The organism is Streptomyces sp. NPDC017943 (genome assembly GCF_044328425.1).
Lineage (GTDB): Bacteria > Actinomycetota > Actinomycetes > Streptomycetales > Streptomycetaceae > Streptomyces > Streptomyces djakartensis_A.
Genome location: NZ_JBIRHH010000006.1, coordinates 211192 through 229740, shown reverse-complemented (window position 1 = coordinate 229740; position 18549 = coordinate 211192). Strand labels below are relative to the sequence as shown.

General features: G+C 73.5%; 17 protein-coding genes. 11 read left to right on the top strand and 6 right to left on the bottom strand.

Features of this window, described 5'->3' with window-relative positions; all coding sequences use genetic code 11:
- Window positions 1-86: 86 nt before the first annotated feature.
- Window positions 87-1142, bottom strand: a complete 1056-nt coding sequence (locus ACH4C6_RS21095; RefSeq protein WP_398110120.1) for a LacI family DNA-binding transcriptional regulator — start codon at window positions 1140-1142, stop codon at window positions 87-89.
- Window positions 1143-1544: 402 nt separating this feature from the next.
- Here ACH4C6_RS21095 and ACH4C6_RS21090 point away from each other — a divergent pair, with 402 nt between their 5' ends.
- The 4 genes from ACH4C6_RS21090 to ACH4C6_RS21075 all read left to right on the top strand — a co-directional run bounded on the left by ACH4C6_RS21090 (window position 1545) and on the right by ACH4C6_RS21075 (window position 6339).
- Window positions 1545-2849, top strand: coding sequence for an extracellular solute-binding protein (locus ACH4C6_RS21090; RefSeq protein WP_398110119.1), 1305 nt, complete (start codon window positions 1545-1547; stop codon window positions 2847-2849).
- Window positions 2850-2854: 5 nt separating this feature from the next.
- Window positions 2855-3868 carry a carbohydrate ABC transporter permease gene (locus ACH4C6_RS21085; protein WP_398110430.1) on the top strand — a complete coding sequence of 338 codons (1014 nt, stop codon included), beginning with the start codon at window positions 2855-2857 and terminating at the stop codon, window positions 3866-3868.
- An 11-nt stretch (window positions 3869-3879) separates the two neighbouring features.
- Entirely contained in the window at window positions 3880-4788 is a 909-nt protein-coding gene (locus ACH4C6_RS21080; RefSeq protein ID WP_398110118.1) for a carbohydrate ABC transporter permease, read from the top strand.
- Between the two features lie 114 nt (window positions 4789-4902).
- Window positions 4903-6339: a GH1 family beta-glucosidase gene (locus tag ACH4C6_RS21075; protein WP_398110117.1), complete on the top strand. Its 1437-nt coding sequence runs from the start codon at window positions 4903-4905 to the stop codon at window positions 6337-6339.
- 279 nt (window positions 6340-6618) lie between these two features.
- Here ACH4C6_RS21075 and ACH4C6_RS21070 read toward each other — a convergent pair whose 3' ends face one another.
- The gene (locus ACH4C6_RS21070) at window positions 6619-8013 is read right to left on the bottom strand and encodes an ATP-binding protein (RefSeq protein WP_398110116.1); all 1395 of its coding nucleotides are present in this window, start codon (window positions 8011-8013) and stop codon (window positions 6619-6621) included.
- Complete coding sequence (locus ACH4C6_RS21065; protein ID WP_398110115.1) at window positions 8010-8708, bottom strand: response regulator transcription factor; 699 nt, start codon at window positions 8706-8708, stop codon at window positions 8010-8012. Before ACH4C6_RS21065 ends, ACH4C6_RS21070 begins: the two co-directional genes overlap by 4 nt.
- Window positions 8709-8840: 132 nt before the next feature.
- On the opposite strand from ACH4C6_RS21065, the gene ACH4C6_RS21060 reads away from it, so the two are divergent.
- Window positions 8841-9371 (top strand): hypothetical protein, encoded by a 531-nt coding sequence (locus ACH4C6_RS21060; RefSeq protein WP_398110114.1) that lies wholly within the window; start codon window positions 8841-8843, stop codon window positions 9369-9371.
- Between the two features lie 28 nt (window positions 9372-9399).
- Here the strand turns inward: ACH4C6_RS21060 and ACH4C6_RS21055 are convergent, their stop codons facing one another.
- Together ACH4C6_RS21055 and ACH4C6_RS21050 are read right to left on the bottom strand one after the other, a co-directional pair.
- On the bottom strand, window positions 9400-10269 hold the full coding sequence (locus ACH4C6_RS21055; protein WP_398110113.1) for a spermidine synthase: 870 nt from the start codon (window positions 10267-10269) through the stop codon (window positions 9400-9402).
- Between the two features lie 58 nt (window positions 10270-10327).
- Window positions 10328-10723, bottom strand: coding sequence for a hypothetical protein (locus tag ACH4C6_RS21050; protein ID WP_398110112.1), 396 nt, complete (start codon window positions 10721-10723; stop codon window positions 10328-10330).
- Between the two features lie 297 nt (window positions 10724-11020).
- Here ACH4C6_RS21050 and ACH4C6_RS21045 point away from each other — a divergent pair, with 297 nt between their 5' ends.
- Window positions 11021-12472 (top strand): hypothetical protein, encoded by a 1452-nt coding sequence (locus ACH4C6_RS21045; RefSeq protein WP_398110111.1) that lies wholly within the window; start codon window positions 11021-11023, stop codon window positions 12470-12472.
- A gap of 134 nt (window positions 12473-12606) precedes the next feature.
- On the opposite strand, the gene ACH4C6_RS21040 is transcribed toward ACH4C6_RS21045, so the two are convergent.
- Complete coding sequence (locus tag ACH4C6_RS21040; protein WP_398110110.1) at window positions 12607-13200, bottom strand: histidine phosphatase family protein; 594 nt, start codon at window positions 13198-13200, stop codon at window positions 12607-12609.
- Window positions 13201-13387: 187 nt separating this feature from the next.
- Here ACH4C6_RS21040 and ACH4C6_RS21035 point away from each other — a divergent pair, with 187 nt between their 5' ends.
- From ACH4C6_RS21035 to ACH4C6_RS21015, 5 genes are read left to right on the top strand one after another with little or no spacing between them, the layout of a single operon-like run.
- Complete coding sequence (locus ACH4C6_RS21035) at window positions 13388-14341, top strand: phosphatase PAP2 family protein (protein ID WP_398110109.1); 954 nt, start codon at window positions 13388-13390, stop codon at window positions 14339-14341.
- Window positions 14292-15410 carry a hypothetical protein gene (locus ACH4C6_RS21030; protein ID WP_398110108.1) on the top strand — a complete coding sequence of 373 codons (1119 nt, stop codon included), beginning with the start codon at window positions 14292-14294 and terminating at the stop codon, window positions 15408-15410. Before ACH4C6_RS21035 ends, ACH4C6_RS21030 begins: the two co-directional genes overlap by 50 nt.
- The gene (locus ACH4C6_RS21025; RefSeq protein ID WP_398110107.1) at window positions 15401-16993 is read left to right on the top strand and encodes a hypothetical protein; all 1593 of its coding nucleotides are present in this window, start codon (window positions 15401-15403) and stop codon (window positions 16991-16993) included. Before ACH4C6_RS21030 ends, ACH4C6_RS21025 begins: the two co-directional genes overlap by 10 nt.
- On the top strand, window positions 16990-18324 hold the full coding sequence (locus ACH4C6_RS21020; RefSeq protein ID WP_398110106.1) for an AAA family ATPase: 1335 nt from the start codon (window positions 16990-16992) through the stop codon (window positions 18322-18324). The genes ACH4C6_RS21025 and ACH4C6_RS21020 overlap by 4 nt, the downstream gene beginning before the upstream one ends.
- A complete protein-coding gene (locus ACH4C6_RS21015) occupies window positions 18321-18473 on the top strand; it encodes a hypothetical protein (RefSeq protein WP_398110105.1) in 153 nt (50 codons plus the stop codon). The genes ACH4C6_RS21020 and ACH4C6_RS21015 overlap by 4 nt, the downstream gene beginning before the upstream one ends.
- Window positions 18474-18549: the final 76 nt, after the last annotated feature.

Genomic DNA, 18549 nt, shown 5'->3' with positions numbered 1-18549 from the left:
CGTTCGTGTTCCCGGCGGGCGGCCCACGGCGCCCCGACTCCCCCGCGCGAGCGGGCCGTTGCGCGACGAACGGCCCGCACCCGCCGTCAGGAGGACGCCCGCGGCACCAGCTCCGTCGCCAGGACCAGCTGGCGCCGCTGAAGCCCCCGGGCCGCCGCCGGGCGGCGATCGGCGATCTCGGACAGCAGGAGGTCGATCATCCGGCGGCCCATCTCCTCGATGGGCTGGCGGACGCTGGTGAGGGGCGGGTCCATGTGCCGGGCTATGGCGGAGTCGTCGTAACCGACGAGCGCCACGTCGTCCGGGATGCGGCGGCCCGCCTCCCGCAGGGCCTGCCGGGCACCGGCCGCGGTGACGTCGGAGGCGGCGAAGACCGCGTCCAGGTCCGGGTGGCGCTCCAGCAGCGCCGTCATCGCGCGCAGACCGCCGTCCTCGGTGAAGTCGCCCGCCTCGATCAGCGTCTCGTCCGCCGCGTGACCGGCGTCGCTCAGGGCGTCGCGGTAGCCGTCGATACGGCGCTGGGCACCGTAGACGTCGAGGCGGCCGGTGATGTGGGCGACGCGGCGCCGGCCGCGGGAGAGCAGGTGCTCCACGGCCTGCCGGGCGCCGCCGTAGTTGTCCGAGTCCACCGAGGCCAGCGTCTCCCCGGCCGAGCGGGGGCCGCTGATGACCGCGGGGATCTCCAGCTGCGCGAGCAGGTCGGGCAGCGGGTCGTCCGCGTGCACCGAGACCAGCAGCACACCGTCCACCCGGTGGGCCGCGAGGTACTGGGCGAGGCGCTGACGCTCACGGTCGCTGCCGGCGAAGATCAGCAGCAGCTGCATCTCCGTCTCCGACAGCTCCGCTCCGACGCCCTTGAGCATGTCCGAGAAGTACGGCTCCGCGAAGAACCGGGTCTCCGGCTCGGGCACGACCAGCGCGATCGCGTCCGTGCGGTTCGCGGCCAGGGCGCGCGCCGCGGTGTTGGGGACGTAGCCGAGCTCGGCGACCGCCGCCTCGACCGCAGCGCGGGTGGCGTCGCTGACCCGGGGTGAACCGTTGATCACCCGGGAGACGGTGCCGCGACCCACACCGGCGCGCGCCGCCACCTCTTCGAGGGTGGGCCGGCCCCCGCTCCGGCCCCGCGCTCCGTGGCTTGCCATGGGCTCCGCCTTCCGTCGTGTGTCACGCTGGCTGGAATCTAACAGCCCCGTCAGAGCCGGTGACCGCCCCTGTGAGCCGAAGCTCCCGGCGCCTTCCGCTTGGCCGCCGCACGGTCGGCACGTACGGTACGGCGGCGGAAACGAGTCAGGGCCGCCGGTCCGCGAGCGCCCCGACGGGCCGAGTTAACAGCCCGATAACTGAACGCATTTCGCCGTGCTCGGTCCCTTGACACCCTCGCCCCGACCCGCAACCCTTCAACACATCACTGGTGGGAGCGCTCCCACAGTACCTGACACATACACATCCCGCACGTTCCCCACCCGAGCCGCAGCGAGTAAAAAGGGCCCAACAATGCAGTTGGCCCGGGGGGTCGGCACGTCAGGGCAACAGGAGGACCTCAGATGCGAGCACGTAGGGCGGTAGTGCTGGCGGCGGTGGCGTCGCTGGGCGCCGGACTGCTGGCCGGTTGTGCCGACGACGGCGGCAGCGACTCGGATTCGTCGGGCGGCGGTGGCGGCAAGACCGTCATCACCCTGGGTCTGTTCGGCACCTTCGGCTTCAAGGAGGCCGGACTCTACGCGGAGTACGAGAAGCTCCACCCCGACGTCAAGATCCAGGAGAACGTCACCGAGCGCAACGAGAACTACTACCCGGCGCTGGTCAACCACCTCACGACCAACAGCGGCCTGATGGACATCCAGGGCGTCGAGGTCGGCAACATCGCCGAGGTCGTGGCCACCCAGGCGGGCAAGCTCGAGGACCTCTCCAAGGCCCCCGGCGTGAAGAAGGACAACTACCTCGACTGGAAGTGGCAGCAGGCCACCACCAAGGAGGGCCAGACGATAGGTCTGGGCACCGACGTCGGCCCGATGGCCATCTGCTACCGCAAGGACCTGTTCGAGAAGGCCGGCCTGCCGACCGACCGCGACGAGCTGGCGAAGAAGTGGTCGGGCGACTGGCAGAAGCTGATCGACGTCGGCCAGGAGTACAAGAAGAAGGCGCCCAAGGGCACCACGTTCATGGACTCCCCCGGCGGACTGATGAGCGCCATCATGTCCAGCGAGAAGGTCCGCTACTACGACGAGTCCGGCGAGGTCATCTACAAGGACAACCCGGTCGTCAAGAAGTCCTTCATGATGACCGCGAAGGCGGCCGAGGACGGACTGGTGGGCGCGCAGACCCAGTTCCAGCCGGCCTGGGACACCACCATCGCCAACGGCAAGTTCGCGGCGATGTCCTGCCCGCCGTGGATGCTCGGCTACATCGAGAGCAAGTCCAAGCCGGAGGCCCAGGGCAAGTGGGACGTGGCCCCCGCGCCCAAGTCCGGCAACTGGGGCGGCTCCTTCCTCAGCGTGCCCAAGAGCGGCAAGCACGTGAAGGAGGCCACCGAGCTGGCCGCCTGGCTGACCGCTCCGGAGCAGCAGGCGAAGCTGTTCGAGAAGCGCGGCAGCTTCCCCAGCACGCCGTCGGCGTACGACACCCCGGCCGTGCAGAACGCGAAGAACAAGATGACCGGTGACGCCCCGATCGGCAAGATCTTCGCCGAGGCGGCCGAGACGAGCCCGGTCCAGGTCATCGGCCCGAAGGACCAGATCATCGGGTCGGCGCTGAACGACAACGGTCTGGTGCTGGTCACCAAGGGCAAGTCGCCCGAGGAGGCCTGGAACACGGCCGTGAAGACCATCGACAACAACCTGGACAAGTGACCCGTATGGCCACCCGCCCCGACACCGCCGCGCTCCCCTCCAAGGAGGGGGGCGCGGCCCCGGCCCGTCCGGCGACGGGCACGCCGTCCGCGCCGGACGAGCGCCGCCGGGCCCGGTTGTCCCGACGCTGGCAGCGGGACGTGCGCTGGAGCCCGTACGCCTTCGTCTCGCCGTTCTTCCTGCTGTTCGTGGCCTTCGGCCTGTTCCCGCTGATCTACACGGGCTGGGCCTCGCTGCACCAGGTGGAACTCACGGCGCCCACCGACATGAACTGGGTGGGGCTGCGCAACTACACCCGGATCTTCGACGACGACTTCTTCTGGAACGCGGCGAAGAACACCCTGACCATCGGCATCATCTCCACGGTGCCGCAGCTGCTGATGGCCATGGGCATCGCCCACATCCTCAACTACAAGCTGCGCGGTTCGACCTTCTACCGGGTCGTGATGCTCGCGCCGTACGCGACCTCGATCGCCGCCGCCTCCCTGGTGTTCGTGCTGCTCTTCGGCCGCGACTACGGCATGATCAACTGGGTTCTGAACATGGTCGGCATCGACCACATCGACTGGCAGAACGATCGGTGGCCCTCGCAGATCGCCGTCTCCACCATCATCATCTGGCGCTGGACCGGCTACAACGCGCTGATCTACCTGGCGGCGATGCAGGCCATCCCGAACGACCTGTACGAGTCGGCGGCGCTGGACGGCGCCAATCGCTGGCAGCAGTTCTTCCACGTGACGCTGCCGTCGCTGCGGCCCACGATCCTGTTCACGGTCGTCGTGTCCACCATCGGCGCCAGCCAGGTCTTCGGCGAACCGCTGCTGTTCGACGCCAACAAGGGCGCCTCGGGCGGCGCCGAGCACCAGTTCCAGACCCTGGGCCTGTACCTGTACGAGCAGGGCTGGGTGAACCAGCACCTCGGCCGGGCCTCGGCGATCGCGTGGACGATGTTCCTCATCCTGATCGTCGTCGGCATCGTCAACTACGTCATCTCGCGCCGGCTGCGCGCCAGTGCTTAAGGAGTGTGGCCGTGACGACGATCGTGACGCCCCCCGAGACGAAGACCCCCGCCCCGCAGGCGAAGCGCTCGCGTCTGCCCAAGTCCGCCCGGGCGGGCGGCACCCTGCACGCCGGTCCGGTCGCCTACGTGATCCTGGGCCTGTTCACCCTCGTCTCGCTCTTCCCGCTGATCTGGACGGCGATCGCCGCTTCCCGGGACAACCAGCGGCTGGCCGAGACACCGCCGCCGTTCTGGTTCGGCGCGAACCTGTTCAAGAACCTGGAGATCGCCTGGCGGGACGCCAATCTGGGTGAGGCGTTCCTCAACACCACGATCGTGGCCGGGATCTCGGCGGCGACCATCGTGGTCCTGTCGACGATCGCCGGGTTCGCCTTCGCCAAACTGCGGTTCAAGGGCCGCAACGCCCTGATGCTGGTGGTGATCGGCACGATGATGGTGCCGCCGCAGCTCAGCGTGATCCCGCTGTACATGATGGTCGCCGAGCTGGACTGGACCGACCAGTTGCAGGCGGTCATCTTCCCCTCGCTGGTCAGCGCGTTCGGTGTGTTCTTCATGCGGCAGTACCTGATCCAGGCGCTGCCGGACGAGATCATCGAGGCGGCCCGGGTGGACGGCGCGAGCAGCTGGCGCGTGGTGTGGCACGTGGTGTTCCCCACGGCCCGGCCCGCGATGGCGGTACTCGGCATGCTGATGTTCGTGCAGGCCTGGAACGACTTCCTGTGGCCGTTCCTGGTGCTGACCCAGACCGGCAACCCCACCGTGCAGGTCGCCATCGCGGGTCTCGGCCGCGGCTACACGCCCGACCAGTCCCTGATCATGGCGGGTGCGCTGCTGGGCACGCTGCCGCTGCTGCTGGTCTTCGCGATCTTCGGCAAGCAGATCGTGGGCGGCATCATGCAGGGCGCCGTCAAGGGGTAGCTCTTCCCCGGGGGCCGGGCCGGTGCCGCTCCGGCCCCGGTCCCTCGTCCTCCTCCCCTTCCCTCCCTTCCCTCTTCACTCTCCGGTCTCCACGACCTCTTTGGGAGCGCTTCCATGCCTGACTCCGAGAACACGGCCACCGCGGTGACCTTCCCTCCTGCCTTCCTGTGGGGCGCGGCGACCTCCGCGTACCAGATCGAGGGCGCGGTGCGGGAGGACGGCCGTACGCCGTCGATCTGGGACACCTTCAGCCACACGCCCGGCAAGACGGCCGGCGGCGAGCACGGCGACGTCGCCGTCGACCACTACCACCGCTACCGCGACGACGTGGCGCTGATGGCGGACCTGGGCCTGGGCGCCTACCGCTTCTCCGTCTCGTGGTCGCGGGTGCAGCCGACCGGGCGGGGCCCGGCCGTGCAGAAGGGCCTGGACTTCTACCGCCGGCTGGTCGACGAGCTGCTGGACAAGAACATCAAGCCGGCCGTCACCCTCTACCACTGGGACCTGCCGCAGGAGCTGGAGGACGCGGGCGGCTGGCCGGAGCGGGACACGGCGTACCGGTTCGCCGAGTACGCGCAGCTCGTCGGTGAGGCGCTCGGGGACCGCGTCGAGCACTGGATGACCCTCAACGAGCCCTGGTGCGCCGCGTTCCTGGGGTACGCCTCGGGCGTGCACGCCCCGGGCCGCACCGACCCGCTCGCCGCCCTGCGTGCCGCGCACCACCTGAACCTCGCCCACGGCCTGGGCGCCGTCGCGCTGCGGTCGGTGATGCCCGCCCGCAACCAGGTGGCGATCGCCCTCAACTCGGCCGCGGTCCGGCCGCTTTCGCAGGACCCCGCGGACCTGGCGGCGGCCCGCAAGATCGACGACCTGGCCAGCGGCGTCTTCCACGGCCCGATCCTGCACGGCGCCTACCCGGAGTCGCTGTTCGCCGCGACGGCCGGTGTCACGGACTGGTCGTTCGTCCTCGACGGCGACCTGGACCAGATCCACCAGCCCTTGGACGCCCTGGGCCTGAACTACTACACGCCCTCGCTGGTGTCGGCCGCGGACCCGGCCACCAAGGGGCCCCGGGCGGACGGGCACGGGGCGAGCGAGCACTCGCCGTGGCCGGGCGTGGACGACGTGGCCTTCCACCAGACCCCGGGCGAGCGCACCGAGATGGGCTGGACGATCGACCCGACCGGTCTGCACGAGCTGATCATGCGCTACTCCCGCGAGGCACCGGGTCTGCCGCTGTACATCACGGAGAACGGCGCGGCCTACGACGACAAGGTCGACTCGGACGGCCGGGTGCACGACCCGGAGCGGGTCGCCTACCTGCACGGCCACCTGTCGGCGGTGCGCCGCGCGATCGCCGACGGCGCGGACGTCCGCGGCTACTTCCTGTGGTCGCTGCTGGACAACTTCGAGTGGGCGTACGGCTACGGCAAGCGCTTCGGCGCGGTGTACGTCGACTACGCGACGCTGGAGCGCACCCCGAAGACGAGCGCCCACTGGTACGGACAGGCGGCCCGGACGGGCACGCTGCCCGAGGTGCAGGCGTTCTGATCCCGGCGGGGGCGGGGCGCGGCACGCTTAGGGGAGTGCCGCGCCCCGTTCCCCGTCGCACGACGGGCGGTCGCCCTCACTCAGGCGGTCAGCCCTCGCTCGGGCGGTCGGTAGCCGCCGTCGGTGATCGCCGGGACGGGGCCGCCCCGGGGGACGGCATCGCCGGGGCGGCCGGCACGGCCGGCACATCGCCCAGTGCCCCTCCGCCGCCCTCGTCGGACCGCTTAGGACCGCTCAGGGCCCGGGTGACCTGCGGTGGTGGGGCGGCGTACGCGGCGGTCATCGGGTGCGGGAGCGGTGTGCCGCCGTCAGGCGGCCGGGGCGACGGCGTCGCATCTGCCGGTGCCCCTTGCCCGCGGGCGCCCGCCCGGCCGGCTGGATCCAGAGGCGCACCTCGGTGCCGCCGAGCACCGAGGAACCGATGCGCACGTCCCCGCCGGTCGACTCCGCGAGGCGGCGCACAATGTCCAGGCCGAGCCCGGTCGAGCCGTCGCTCCCCGAACCACTCCCCCGGGCCATCGCGGCCTCCGGGTCGGGTATGCCGGGTCCGGCGTCGGACACCAGGACGATCACCGCGTCCTCGCCGTTGTGCACGTCGACCGCGAAGGCCGTGCCTTCCGGGGTGTGCCGGAAGACGTTGCCCAGCAGCGCGTCGAGCGCGGCGGCCAGGTCGGCGCGGGCCACGGGTATGCGCACCGGCCGGTCGGCCCCGGCCACCCGCCACTTGCGCCCCTCGTCCTCGGCGAGCGCCGACCAGAAGGCCATCCGCTCGCGCACCACCTCCGCCGCGTCGCAGCCGGCGCCCGGACCGGCCGCGGCCGTCTGGGGTTTGGCCTCGCGGGCGGTGCGGATGATGGTGTCGACCTCGCGCTCCAGCTGCTCGACCGCGGTGCGGGTCTGGTCGGCGGCCGGTCCCTCGCCCAGCGAGGCGGTGTTCAGCCGCAGCACGGTCAGGGGCGTGCGCAGCCGGTGGGAGAGGTCGGCGGCCAGCTCCCGCTCGTTGGCCAGGAGCTGCACGACCTGGTCGGCCATGGAGTTGAACGCGACGGCCGCGAGCCGCAGTTCCTTCGGGCCCTCCTCGGGCACGCGGGCACCGAGCTTGCCCTGCCCCAGCTCCCCGGCCCCTTCGACCAGCCGCTGGGCGGGCCGGACCATGCGCACGCCCAGCCGGTCGGCGACCGCGACGGAGCCGAGGATCAGCGCGACGCCGACCGCGGCGAGCACCGCCCAGGCCGTGCCCACGCCGTTGGTGACCTCCGACTCCGGCACGTACACCTCGACCACCGCGATCTCTCCGGTGCTGAGCGCGACCGGCTGGAGCAGGGTGGAGCCGCCGGGGACGCCGGTCGTGGAGGCGCGGCCCAGTTTGCGCACGGCCGCGATGTCCTGACCGGCGGCGCGCTGCCGGCCCAGTTCCAGAGCCTGCTGGCCGTCACCGGCCGGTATGTGCACGGCCATTCCGGCGTCGGAGCCGGCGGAGGCGACGACACGCTCCAGCTGGTCGCGGTCGGTGGTGATGGACAGGGCGGGGGCGACGGCCGCCGCCTCCCGCTCGGCGTTGGAGAAGGCCCGGTCCCGGGCCATCTCGCGGATGACGAGGCCGAGCGGCACGGCGAAGGCGAGCACCACCATGGTGGTCACCGCCAGCGACACCTTGACCAGGGCCCACCTCATCGCGGCGCCCCCGGTGGTTCCAGCTTCACACCGACGCCCCGAAGGGTGTGCAGATAGCGGGGGTTGGCCGCCGTCTCGCCCAGTTTCCTTCTCAGCCAGGACAGATGGACGTCGATGGTCTGGTCGTCGCCGTACGACTGCTGCCACACCTCGGCGAGCAGTTCCTTGCGGGGGACGACGACGCCGGGGCGGCGTGCCAGGAAGGCGAGCAGGTCGAATTCCCGGCGGGTGAGGTCGAGTCGCGTGCCGTCCAGCTCGGCCTGGCGGCGCAGCGGGTCGACGGTCAGCCCGCCGACCCGGAGCACCGGCGACGTCTCCTGCTCCCCCGGGCGGGAGCGGGCCCGGCGCAGGACGGCCGCCATGCGGGCCGACAGGTGCTCGACGGAGAAGGGCTTGGTCAGGTAGTCGTCCGCTCCCGCGTTGAGCAGCCGGACGACCTCCGTCTCCTCGTCCCGCGCGGTGGCGACGATCACCGGCACGTCCGTGATGCCGCGCAGCATCTTCAGGGCCTCGGACCCGTCGAGATCGGGCAAACCGAGATCCAGGATGACCACGTCGAAACGGAAATGGGCGACCTCGCGCAGCGCCTCCAGCGCCGTCCCCACACTGCGCACGGTGTGCGCGGCGTCGGTCAGGTGGCGGATGAGCGCCGAGCGTACGAACTGGTCGTCCTCGACCACGAGCACACTTGCCATGCGCCGCACCGTACGCCATCCCGAACCGCCCGGTACGGGCCTGTGGACAACTCCCCGTCACCGCGGCGGCCGGCCTCCCGGCGGGCTTGCTCTGTGGACAACACGTGGGACCGGTGAGGCAGTATGGCCGCGATGCGCAGAGGACTCGTACACGTGATGGCCTGGCTGCTCGCCACGGGCGCGGCGGTCACGCTGTCGTGGTGGGGTGTCCACACGGTGATGGCGGGCACCGCCTACGATCCGCCGCGCGCCCTGCCCATCAAGGCCGCCGACGCGGCCGCCCGGGTGTCCGAGCCGCCGGCCGCTCCGTCGCCGAAGTCGCCCCCGCCGAAGCGCCGGACGCCCGGCACTCCGCCGGCGTCCGGCAAGGCGAGCCCCGCCCCGGCGCGCACGCCGGGTCCGTCGCGCGCTCCCTCCCCCACGGCGGCCCCCGCCACCACCGGCGAGGTCAAGAGCTACGACACCGAGGGCGGCCGGGCGGTCTTCGACCTCGGCAAGGCGTCGGCCTCCCTCGTCTCGGCGACCCCCGGCGCGGGCTGGTCGATGCAGGTGTGGAAGACCGAGTCGTGGATCCGGGTGGAGTTCGCCTCGGGCGCGGACCGGGTGTCGGTGTTCTGCACCTGGCACGACGGCCCGCCGCGCGTGGAGATCGGCACCTACTGACCGGCGGGCCGGCACACGGCCGGTGAGGTCACCGGAACGCCGACGGGGGCGGCGCGGGCGATGCCACCGCCGCGAGGTCCGTCACCGGGAGCGCCCCGCCGGCGAAGTCGGTGAGCGCCCGGCCGTGTTCGACCCGGCCGGGATGCGGGTCGGAGGCGGCGCGGCGGGTCAGTTCGGCGACGGGCAGCGGGTGGTCGCACGCGACCAGGACGGCGTTCCCGAAGCGCTTGCCGCGCAGGACGGCCGGGTCGGCGACCAGGGCCAGTTCCGCGAACCGGGCGGCGGCGGTGGCGATCTGGCCGCGCAGATGGGTCAGCGGCGGCCCGTCGGCGAGGTTGGCGGCGTGGACACCGCCGGGCTTGAGCACCCTGCGGACGCAGTCGAGGAACTCGGTCGAGGTCAGGTGGGCCGGTGTGCGGGCCCCGCCGAACACGTCCGTGACGACCAGATCCGCCCAGCCGTCCGGCACCTTGGCGAGCCCTTCCCGGGCGTCGGTGGACCGCACCCTGATGCGCGCGTTGGGGTCCAGCGGAAGCTCGCGGCGCACCAGCCGGACGAGGGCCGCGTCCCGTTCGACGACCTGCTGGGTGGAGCGGGGCCGGGTGGCGGCGACGTACCGAGCGAGGGTGAGGGCTCCTCCGCCGAGGTGCACGGCGTGCAGGGGGCGGCCGGGTGGGGCGGCGAGGTCGATCACATGGCCGAGCCGTCGCTGGTACTCGAAGGACAGGTACGCCGGGTCGTCCAGGTCGACGTGGGACTGCGGCGCTCCGTCGATCTCGAGGGTCCAGGCCCGGCTGCGCTCGCGGTCGGGTATCAGTTCGGCGAGTCCGCCGTCGACCTGCTCGACGACGGTCTGCTCACCGGCCTGTCTGCGCCGGCCGCTCCTGGACTTTCCCATCGGGCCATTATCGCGGGCGCCCGGCGGGCCGGGCCCACGCTCCGCCCGGGGCGGGCCGTCAGCGGCAGCTGTCCGCGGCCCTGATCATGCGGGCCGCCTCGTCCAGGGCCTCGCGCAGGACGGCCGGGTCCGTGGCGAGGTCCGCCTCGCCGGGCGGCAGCAGCCAGTCGGAGCCCTCCACCGGCGGCTCGGGCGCCAGGCGCACTCCCCGGCCGTCGGTGCGGGTGCAGGTGCTGCCGGGGACGTCCCACCCGGCAGCGGTCCCGGGCGGGACCAGGAAGCCGAGCGTGTCGCCCCCGTCGTCGTGCAGCACGGGCCCCACGGCGTCCCCGGGGGCGCGCCGCAGGATGTCGACGGCCTCCAGTCCCTGCCGCGCCGGCACCGTCACCACGTCGCAGCCCACCGCCGGTCTGCACGGCGGCGTACGAGAATCGTCGATCCGGCTGGCTTCCATCCCGGCCTCCACCACGAGAACCCCTGCTCGGACAAGCGGTCGGGAGACGGGGGCCTCCTCCCGGTCCACCGGTTCAACGCGGCAGGGCGTCAACGGCTACGGCAGAAGTCAGCCACAAAGGATGGCACTTCATGGCAGATCACGGATGAGATATCCGGTTTGTAGCCAAACACAGCGTGAGGACTCCGACACAGCAGGTACGTTCTTGCCCGCCGGACACCAGGCGGATCCGCGGACAACGCACGCAACTCGCCCAAGCCCGGCATGGTTCGACGGTTCGCACGAGAGGACCCGGCCATGGCGTCGTCCACGACGGCCTCGTCTCAGCCCGACCGGCCCGCACGGCCGAACCCCGTCTTCCGGCGGCTGCGCGGCCGGCGCTCGCCGGCCGAGTTCGCCGCGGCGATCCGCCGGGCCGGACTCGAGATCGGGGAGCAGGTCAGCTGTGACGCGCGCTACGTCGGACGGGTCGAGGCCGGCGAGATCCGCTGCCCCAACTACGCGTACGAGCGGGTGTTCCTGCACATGTTCCCGGGCCGAACGCTGACCGACCTGGGCTTCGCGCCCCGCTCGTCCGTACGCGGACGCCGGGCGCGCGAGAGCGAGGACACGCCCCCGACGCACACCCCGGACCCGGCGGACGCCCCCAGTGAGACCAACAGGGTGTGCGAACCGTATGAAACGCGGAACCCGTACGACCCGTACCACCCGCACGACACCTACGAGGAGAGCGACGTGCTGCGTCGCGCATTCATGACCAGCGGGGGCGCCACGGTGGCCGCCGCCTCGCTGGGACCCGCCGGCTTCTCCCGGGACGCCTCGGCCGCCCAGCGCGCCGTTCGCCGCGCCGGGGCGAGCGACGCCGGCGCCCTGGAGGAAGCCGTCCGCCGGATCCGGCTGCTCGACGACCGGCACGGGGCCGACGGGCTCTACCGCCGCGCCGCCGCCCCCCTGCGCGCGGCCTACGCCCTGCTCGAAGCGGGCGCGACCCGGCAGACGACCGCGGACCGCCTCTACTCGGGCGCGGGCGAACTGGCCATCTCCGTGGGCTGGCTGGCGCACGACTCCGGGCGCTTCGACGACGCCCGCTCCCACTACGCCGAGGCCCTGGCGACCGCCCGGATGACCGGCGACCCGGGACTGGAGGCACACGCCTTCTGCAACACGGCGTTCCTCGCGCGCGACGCGGGCCGGCCGCGCGAGGCGGTCCGCGCGGCCCAGGCCGCGCAGCGCGTCGCCCGGCCGGTGGGCTCCGCCCGGCTGATGTCGCTGCTCGCGCTGCGCGAGGCGGGCGGCTGGGCCGGACTCGCCGACCGCGTCGCGTGCGAGCAGGCCCTGACCCGGGCGCAGACCCTCTTCGAACGCGGCCCCTCGGACGCCGACCCCGAGTGGATGAGCTTCTACGGCGAGGCCGAGCTGGAGGGGCTGGAGGCCCAGTGCTGGTCGACGCTCGGCGACTGGCCCCGGGCGGCCCGGCACGCGCGCCGGGCGGCGCACCTCCAGGACCGGCACTTCACGCGGAACATCGCGCTGTACACGGCGGAACTGGCAGACGATCTCGCCCGGGGCGGCCGGCCGGACGAGGCGGCGGTGGCCGGGATGCGGGTGCTGGACCTGCTGGAGGAGGTCCAGTCGTCCCGGATCCAGACGATGCTGGCGGCCACGGCACGGGTGCTGCTGCCGCACCGCCGCGCCTCGGGGGTGTCGGCGTTCCTGGACCGGCACGCCTCGCTGCCGCGCACGGCCTGAGGCATGTCGCTCGCGTCATGCGGGCGTCGCGACGCCCGGATGATCCGACACGGGCGACGGCGGTCGTCCCCGTCCACGCCGGCGACGGTGAGCGGACCGCAGCGGTGCCCCGGGCCGGCCGGGGCCGCGGCGCCTCAGGCCAGGTGCCCCAGGTCGTTCCAGCTCTCGATCGCCGGCTCGCCGTACGCCCAGCCCAGGACCGACAGCGACGTCGGGTTGAGGCGGATGCGGGCCGCGAAGTCGAGCGGCAGCCCCAGCCAGCGCGCCCCGATGGAGCGCAGGATGTGCCCGTGGGCGAAGACCAGCACGTCACGGTCGGCGGAGCGCGCCCAGGACACCACCTCGTCCGCGCGGGCCGTGACCTCGGCGAGCGACTCGCCCTCCGGGACGCCGTCGCGCCAGATGAGCCAGCCGGGCCGCACGGCCTGGATCTCCGCCGGGGTCATGCCCTCGTACGCCCCGTAGTCCCACTCGAGCAGGGCGTCCCAGGTGCGGGCGCGGTCGCCGAAACCGGCCAGGTCGCACGTCTCACGCGCGCGTGCCAGCGGGCTGGTGCGCACCGCGACCCCCGCCAGCCCGTCGTACGGCGCGCGGTGCAGGCGCTCGCCGAGCAGCTTGGCGCCGCTGCGGCCCTCCTCCAGCAGCGGTACATCGGTCCGGCCCGTGTGCTTGCCGGACAGGGACCACGCGGTCTGTCCGTGGCGGGCCAGGAGGATGCGCGCGGCCATGGGGAACCTTTCCGGAATACGACGCGAGGGGGACTCCTCTCCATCATCGCGCACGCCGCCCGCGGGCAACCCGGGGGGCACTCCCTGCGTCTTCGAGGTCCGGAGGCCGCCCCCCGGGGCGTGCGTACAGGCCGTAAAGTGGCACGCCGACCGGCTGCACATGAGGACGAAGGGGGAGGGCGATCGGATGCCGCACACCGAGACACCGGGCACCGAGGCGGCCCCTGCGCCCAGGTTGCGCTGGTGGACGGAGCTGCCGCTCATCCTGCTGGTGTACGCGTGCTACACGGCGGGCCGGCTGCTCGCCCGCGGTGACGTCTCCACGGCGGTCGACCACGGCCTGGCGATCCTGCGGATCGAGAAGGCGCTGTACCTCAACGCCGAGCACCCGCTGAACCGCCTGTTCACGCGCGAGCCCTGGATAGGCATACCCGCCGACTTCTGGTACGCCTCCCTGCATTACGTGGTCACGCCGGTCGTCCTCGTGTGGCTCTTCCGCTCCCGCGCGGTGCGCTACCGCGCCGCCCGCACCTGGCTGATGACCTCGACCCTGATCGGCCTGATCGGCTTCACACTGCTGCCGACCTGCCCGCCGCGGCTCCTCGACGCCGGCCACGGTTTCGTCGACACGATGGCCCAGTACAGCTCCTACGGCTGGTGGGGCGGCGCGGCCAGCGCGCCGCGCGGCATGGGCGGCATGACCAACCAGTACGCGGCCATGCCGAGCCTGCACGTGGGCTGGGCCCTGTGGTGCGGGGTCATGCTGTGGCGCTTCGGCGGTACGCGCCTGATGAAGGCGGCCGGTGTCGCCTACCCGCTGATCACCACGATCGTGGTGATGGGCACCGCCAACCACTACTTCCTGGACGCCGCCGCGGGCGCCCTCGTCATGGGTGCCGGTCTGCTCCTCGCGCCGGTCGTGATGCGCGCCGCCGACCGTGTGAAGGCCGCATTCGCCACGGCGGCCACAGCCCTCCCGGCGGACTCTCCCGCCGCTGGTTCCCCGATTGTCAGTGCCGGATGCCAGACTTCCGCGGGTGAGCGAATTCCACGGCAGCGCGAGGCGCGGCTCGCAGCCGGAGCCGAGCCGAGTGCCTCCCCCCAGGACGCGGGGGACGGCGCTCCGACACCGGCTCGCTGAGCTGCGCGGCGACGCACCCGCGAAGGCACTGGACGCGCGTGCTCTGGCGGCGCTGGCCGCCAACCCCGGCTGCGCGCGCCGCGCGATCCTGGACGGGGCGGGGGTGAACAAGGCGGTGCTGGCCGACGCGCTCGGCTCGCCGTCGGCCTTCGGGCAGTCGCAGTTCGCGCTCACCCGGGGCAACGCCTTCGAGGCGAAGGTCAAGGCCGACGGCGGCGCGGAGCTGCTGCGGCTGGTGCACGAGAAGCTGGACCGCTCCGCGGAACCCCCCGCCGCCGCGCGCGTGCCCGACCTGACCGCGACCGGCCCCCAGGGGCGCACGGCCCGTACGGCGCTGGAGCTGCGGGAGGCCGCCGGGCATCCGGGCGCGTGGACGCTGCTCGACCACCCGATGCTCGCGCTGGACGTCGCGGGCTCCCCGGCGTACCTGGAGCCGGACGCCGTCGTGGTGCACCCGGACGGCAGCTGGACGGTCGTGGAGATCAAGTCCTTCCCGCTGCTGGACGGTTCGGCGGACCCGGCGAAGGTCGGCGCGGCGGCCCGGCAGGCGGCGGTGTACGTACTGGCGCTGGAGGAGGTCGCCGCGCGGCTGGAGCCCGCCCCGCGCGTACGGCACCGGATCCTGCTGGTCTGCCCCCGGGACTTCTCCAACCCGCCGGCCGCCTCCGCCGTGGACATCCGCAAGCAGCGCGCGGTGACGGCCCGACAGCTGGCCCGCCTGACCCGCCTCGAGGAGATCGCCGACGCCCTCCCGGAGGGCACCTGCTTCTCCCCCGAGCTGCCCGCCGAGCAGCTGACGGCGGCCGTGGAGTCCGTCCCGGCGACGTACGCGCCCGAGTGCCTGTCCGCCTGCGAGCTGGCCTTCCACTGCCGGTCCCGGTCGCGCGCGTCGGGCGCGGTCACCACGCTCGGCCGCCCGGCGCGCGCCGAGCTGGGCGGTCTGACGACGGTCGAGGAGGTCCTCGCAGCGGCCCGTGGCGAGGCCGGCGACCCGGACGACCCGGCGGTGGCCGCGCTGCGCCGGGCTGCGGCCCTGCGCGCCGAGGCGCTGGAGGCGGCGTGTCGCTGATCTCCACCCTGGCCCGCCTGGAGGCGATCAGCACCGGCCGCGCCCAGCCCGCCGCCACCGTGCGCCACCGGCACCTGTCCGATCACCCCCTGGTCCTCGTGCCGCTCACCACCGCCGGCGAGGCGGGCGCCCCCCTCGGCGCGCTGGTCGGCACCGACCGGGACGCGCCGCGCCTGCTGGTCGTCCCGCAGCCCCGCGACCGCGACCTGCGCTTCGGCTTCCTGGCGGACCTGGCGGACGTGGTGCTGCCCTACGTCGACGCCTACGGCGAGGTCGTCGAGACCGCCGAGCGCACGGAGACGGACCCGGAGACCGGCAAGCGCGTCAAGGTCGAGGTCGACCTGTGCGCGGACGCGCCGCAGCTGATCGTGCCGAGCCGGGCGGGCATCGACCTGGTACGGCTGCTCGGGCGCTCCACCCGGTTCCGCCGCACGGCCGAGCAGGAGCCCGAGGCGCCCTACCCGGCGCCGCCGAGGGTGCCGCTGCTCGGCCGGTGGCTGACGCACTTCGGGGAGCGGGCCCGGGTGCCCGGCTCCTCCTTGCTGCTGGCGATCACCGACGTCCTGGGCCGTCACTGGGCGACCGGGCAGTCCACGCTGGAGGACCAGCACCTCGGGGCGCTGCTCGCCTGGATCGACCCGCCCGGGGACGCCACCGGTGCCGAGGCGGCGCTGGGGGCCGAGCTGGAGCGGGACGAGCGGGGCCAGCTGCGCTGCCCGCCGGCCGGCCCCGCCACCGACCCGGCGTTCGACAACAAGCTCCTCGCCCCGGCCATCGAACGCTACGACCGCGCCCGTACGGCCCTCCAGGCCGCCGAGGACGGGCTGGAGGCGGACGACCGGCTGGGCGCGGTGAGCGCCGCCGAGCGGGAGATCCGCGACCTGGTGCTGAGCCGGACCCGGCCCACCTGGGACGCGGTGTGGCGCGGTGTCGACCTGCTGCGCGGGCTGCCCGAGGGGGCGCACGTGGCGGAGCGGTGGATCCGCGACCGCTGGTCGTTCACGGGCCACCGCGACCGGGTGCTGGCCGGCGAGCCCCCGCAGCCGCGCCGCGACGACGCGGTGACGGCGGCCAACAAGCTGGCCACGCGCGAGCGGGAGCAGGCCCGTCTGGAGGCGCAGGAGGCCCTCGACGACCCGCTGGTGATGGCGGGACGGCGGCTGTCCGGGGAGGCGTTCGCGGGCGAGGTCACCGACGTGGTGATGGCGTACAGCGACGGCAAGCGCCCGAGCCCCCGCCCGCTGGTCACGGTCCGCACGGAGGACCGGCCGTACCTCGGGGAGCGGACGAAGGTGTACCGGTCGCTGGGCGGGAAGCCGCAGTCGGCGGAGTTCGTCGCGGCCGAGGAGGACGGCGCCTGCGTCGTGCTGCGGATCCTCGACAAGATGGGCCGCGGCAAGGAGCCCGAGCCGGGGTCGGTGCCGGAGAAGGGCGACCGGGTCTGCTTCACGCTGTTCGAGCACGAGCAGCGGGGCGGGGCGAAGCTGCCCGACCCGGAGGAGACGCCGTGGACGCACGGCGGGCCGCCCGGCGAGGCGACCCTGGAGGCCGCCGATCCGGTGACCGAGGAGGATGTGCTGTGACCACGGTGTTCGACCCCTCGATCGCCGCGGGCCGGGCGACCGAGGCGATCCTGCACGACACGCTGCACGGCACCGCGCGCGGGGTCGTGGTCGACTCCCCGCCGGGCGCCGGGAAGTCCACGCTGGTCGTCCGCGCGGCGCTGGAGCTGGCCGAGGCGGGCCGCCCGCTGATGGTGGTCGCGCAGACCAACGCCCAGGTCGACGACCTCGTGCTGCGGCTCGCCGAGAAGAACCCCGACCTTCCGGTGGGGCGGCTGCACAGCAGCGACGCCGACCCGTACGACAAGGCGCTCGACGCCCTGGACAACGTCCGCACGTCCGCCAAGGCGGCCGACCTCGCCGGTCTGGCCGTGGTGATCTCGACGGCGGCGAAGTGGGCGCATGTGAAGACCGACGAGCCGTGGCGGCACGCCATCGTCGACGAGGCGTACCAGATGCGCTCCGACGCGCTGCTCGCGGTGGCCGGGCTGTTCGAGCGGGCGCTGTTCGTGGGCGACCCGGGGCAGCTCGACCCGTTCGCGATCGTGGGCAGCGAGCAGTGGGCGGGCCTGACGTACGACCCGTCGGCCTCCGCGGTGACGACCCTGCTCGCGCACAACCCGGACCTGCCCCAGCACCGCCTGCCGGTCTCCTGGCGGCTCCCGGCCTCGGCCGCCCCGCTGGTGTCGGACGCCTTCTACCCGTACACGCCGTTCCGCAGCGGCACCGGCCACGGCGACCGTGCCCTGGCCTTCGCGGTCCCGTCGGACGGCTCGGGCACCGACCGGGTGATCGACGAGGCGGCGGCGTCGGGCTGGGGGCTGCTGGAGCTGCCCGCCCGCCACACCCCGCGCACGGACCCGGAGGCGGTCGCGGCGGTGGCCCGGGTCGTCCGCCGCCTGCTGGAGCGCGGCGGGGCGGCGACCTCGGAGCGCTCACCGGACCCCTCGCCCCTCACGGCCGACCGGATCGCCGTCGGCACGGCGCACCGGGACCAGGCGGCGGCGGTGCGCGCGGCCCTGGCCGGCCTCGGCGTCACCGACGTCGTGGTGGACACGGCGAACCGGTTGCAGGGCCGCGAGTACGACGTCACGGTGGTGCTGCATCCCCTCTCGGGCCGCCCCGACGCCACGGCGTTCCACCTGGAGACCGGCCGCCTCTGCGTCCTGACCTCCCGCCACCGGCACGCCTGCATCGTCGTCTGCCGCGCGGGCGTCACGGACCTCCTGGACGACTACCCGTCGACGGAACCGGTCCAGCTGGGAACGGTGGTGAAGTTCCCGGACGGCTGGGAGGCCAACCACGCGGTCCTGGCCCACCTCGGCGAACACCGGGTGGCATGGGAGACATGACGAGAACACCCCGGCGACCCGCCCCTCCCCACCGGCCGGAGGCCGGTCCGCCGCCGGAGGCGGCCGACGAACACAGCCCGGACGGCTGGGAGGCCAACCACGCGGTCCTGGCCCACCTCGGCGAACACCGGGTGGCATGGGAGACGTAGCGAACCGGAATGGCGCGGCGGGCGCCGGGTGGTGCGGCGGGTCGTCCGCGTCCGCGATGCCCACTTGCGCGCCGCG